The sequence below is a fragment of the Sulfuricurvum sp. RIFOXYD12_FULL_44_77 genome, assembly GCF_001830725.1.
Taxonomy (GTDB): domain Bacteria; phylum Campylobacterota; class Campylobacteria; order Campylobacterales; family Sulfurimonadaceae; genus Sulfuricurvum; species Sulfuricurvum kujiense_A.
Genome location: NZ_MIBU01000192.1, coordinates 1 through 2,328 on the forward strand (window position 1 = coordinate 1; position 2,328 = coordinate 2,328).

Sequence of the window (2,328 nt, forward strand, 5' to 3'; positions counted from 1 at the left end):
GTCCATTCCATCTTCTCTATTGGTTAGCGTAATAACGGCACCGATAGCTTCTGCCGCACTTTTAGCAAGAAACAGTCCCAAACCGACACCTGACTTGTTCCCCTGTCGTTTGAACGGAGCGAAGAGGTCAACACTCTCATCGATACCGCACCCCTCGTCAATCACTTCAATTACAATTCCGACCCCGTTGAGGCGGCTTTGAAACGTTATTGTTTTCCCCTCAGGGGTAAATTTAAGGGCATTTTGTAAAAAATTCTGCAAAATTTGATTGAGCAAAGTAACCTGTAATACCGCACTAAAGGCGTCGGGCTCAAAATGGGTTACAAGCGTTTTGTTTTCACTGTTTGCCAAGAGTTTAAAATCCCCTTCCCATTTCTTGAGAATCTGGATGATATCGGTTTGGACAGGAATTTCGAGTTGTGCTCCCTCTTGACGACCGATATTGAGAATGTCGGCAACGATTTTGTTCATCTCATCAACACTTTGATTGGTAATGCGGATCGCTTCGATATATTCCTCTGGGGTTCGCTTTTTAATGAGGGTAACCTGATTTTTGAGTTTGATGACGGCGAGAGGGGTTTTAAGCTCATGCGCCGCACCGATAAAGAGCTCTTTTTGGTATTTGACAAAATTTTGGATGCGGGCGATAAGACGATTAAGGGTCTCACCCAGAGGTTCGAACTCATCGGGGAGCTGTTCGACTTTGATGGGGCGTATAAGGTGCTCGTTCATGTTAGCAAGACGGCGGCTGAGGGCAGTGATTGGGGCGATCAACATTTTTGAAAAGGCGATAGCATAGAGGATAATGACAACAAACCCGACGGCATTGATGAGATAAATTGAGTTCATAATTTTTGTGAGCAACCGCTTGGTGGGTGTGATATCGCGACTTACTTTGAGATAGGAAGAGCGTTCAAAATCAAACGGATAGATAAGGACAAGGGAGGTCGTCTTATCTTTATGGGTCTTTTCATAAAAATCAAGATGCTCTTCGTCGGGATTCAGGGTGATCAGCTCAACGTTAAGCCCCATCAATGTTTCGGTATTGTTTTGCTGTGCGGATAAAAGCGATCGGTAGGAAGAGATGTTTTCTGCATAACCGATTAGTTCGGCTTGTTTCTCATCGTAAATAGATTGTTTGATAAAAAGGAATAAAAAGGAGGAAAAAAGGATAACCAATGCCGCCGAAGCGACAATAAGTTGGAAGAGAAAGCGTCGTCTTATGCTTCTTTTGGAAAACAAAAACGGTATCCTCGGCGGCGCACGGTTTCGATTGTAGTGATACCGAGCGGTTTATCCATTTTTTGGCGGATTTGGTTGATCGCAACCTCGATAACGTTTGGTGTAACAAGCTCAGGCTCTTCCCAAATCGCATCGAGCAATTGCTCTTTAGAGACGATTTGGTCACGGTGACGCGCAAGGTGAGTCAATACTTCAAACGGTTTACCTTTGAGTTCAATCTCTTTTTCTTTATAGATGATCTTTTCCTCTTCAGGATTGATCGTCAAATCATCAATTTCGATGATATTGCTACCGCCGAAACGTAAACGTGCTTCAATACGAGCAACAAGAACATCGAAATCGAACGGTTTGCGGATATAGTCATCTGCACCGGCTTTTAGGGCTTCAATTTCGCTTTCATTGTCATCACGTGCCGAGAGAACAACAACTACAGTTTTAGGGGTGTTGCTTTTGATGTCTGGGATGATATCGACGCTGTTACCATCCGGTAGCATCCAGTCCATCAAAATCAGGTCATAGTTACGAATATCGAGATAATACTCGCCGTCTTTTAGTGTTTCGACGACGTCGCTTTGGTAACCAAATTCTTTGAGCCCTTCTGCAAGGGTTTTATTGAGGGTTACTTCATCTTCAATGATCAGAATACGCATTCAGATTCCTCATTTATACGGAAATTTTGCCGAAATGATACCACAGTTTTAGAATTTTTTAATCTTTTTTTCAATTTTTTTTAAAAAATGAAATTTTTTTGAACACCAACGGTGCAATTTTGGAGAATATCAGGTTTGCGGATGGTAAGTAAAAGGGTTTCAATAAGGGGGAAATGTTTTTTGAGCGTAACGCCGAGTACCTCGAGTGCCGTTTCGATCAATTCAAACTTCTCCGTTTTCATGGTATCTTCAATTATTCGGGCAACGTCAGCGTAATTAATGAAAAAGTTGGATGTATAAGAATAGTCAATAGTACAGTCGATTTGAACCCTCTGAGGGGTGGTGCGTTCATAGTCAAGAATCCCGATAACGGTATCAAAGGTGAGATTCTCGATAAGAATGGTCATGCGACCCGTTTCTCTTCCCCTTTGAAAAG

The 2,328-nt window shown here is 42.5% G+C and carries 3 protein-coding genes; all 3 read right to left on the reverse strand.

Annotated features, from left to right (window positions below; all coding sequences use genetic code 11):
- Positions 1-1,242 (reverse strand): HAMP domain-containing sensor histidine kinase (locus A2517_RS07320; protein WP_294895607.1); only part of this gene is annotated, 1,242 nt, incomplete at its 3' end.
- Complete coding sequence (hsrA, locus tag A2517_RS07325; RefSeq protein WP_294895609.1) at positions 1,221-1,892, reverse strand: homeostatic response regulator transcription factor HsrA; 672 nt, start codon at positions 1,890-1,892, stop codon at positions 1,221-1,223. The genes A2517_RS07320 and hsrA, both read right to left, overlap by 22 nt.
- 80 nt (positions 1,893-1,972) lie before the next feature.
- On the reverse strand, positions 1,973-2,328 hold a 356-nt coding region (locus tag A2517_RS07330; protein ID WP_294895611.1), incomplete at its 5' end, for a dihydroneopterin aldolase.

Coding starts and splice junctions, on each gene's coding strand:
- hsrA (WP_294895609.1), bottom strand. CDS start 1,892: ATGCGTATTCTGATCATTGAAGATGAAGTAACCCTCAATAAAACCCTT.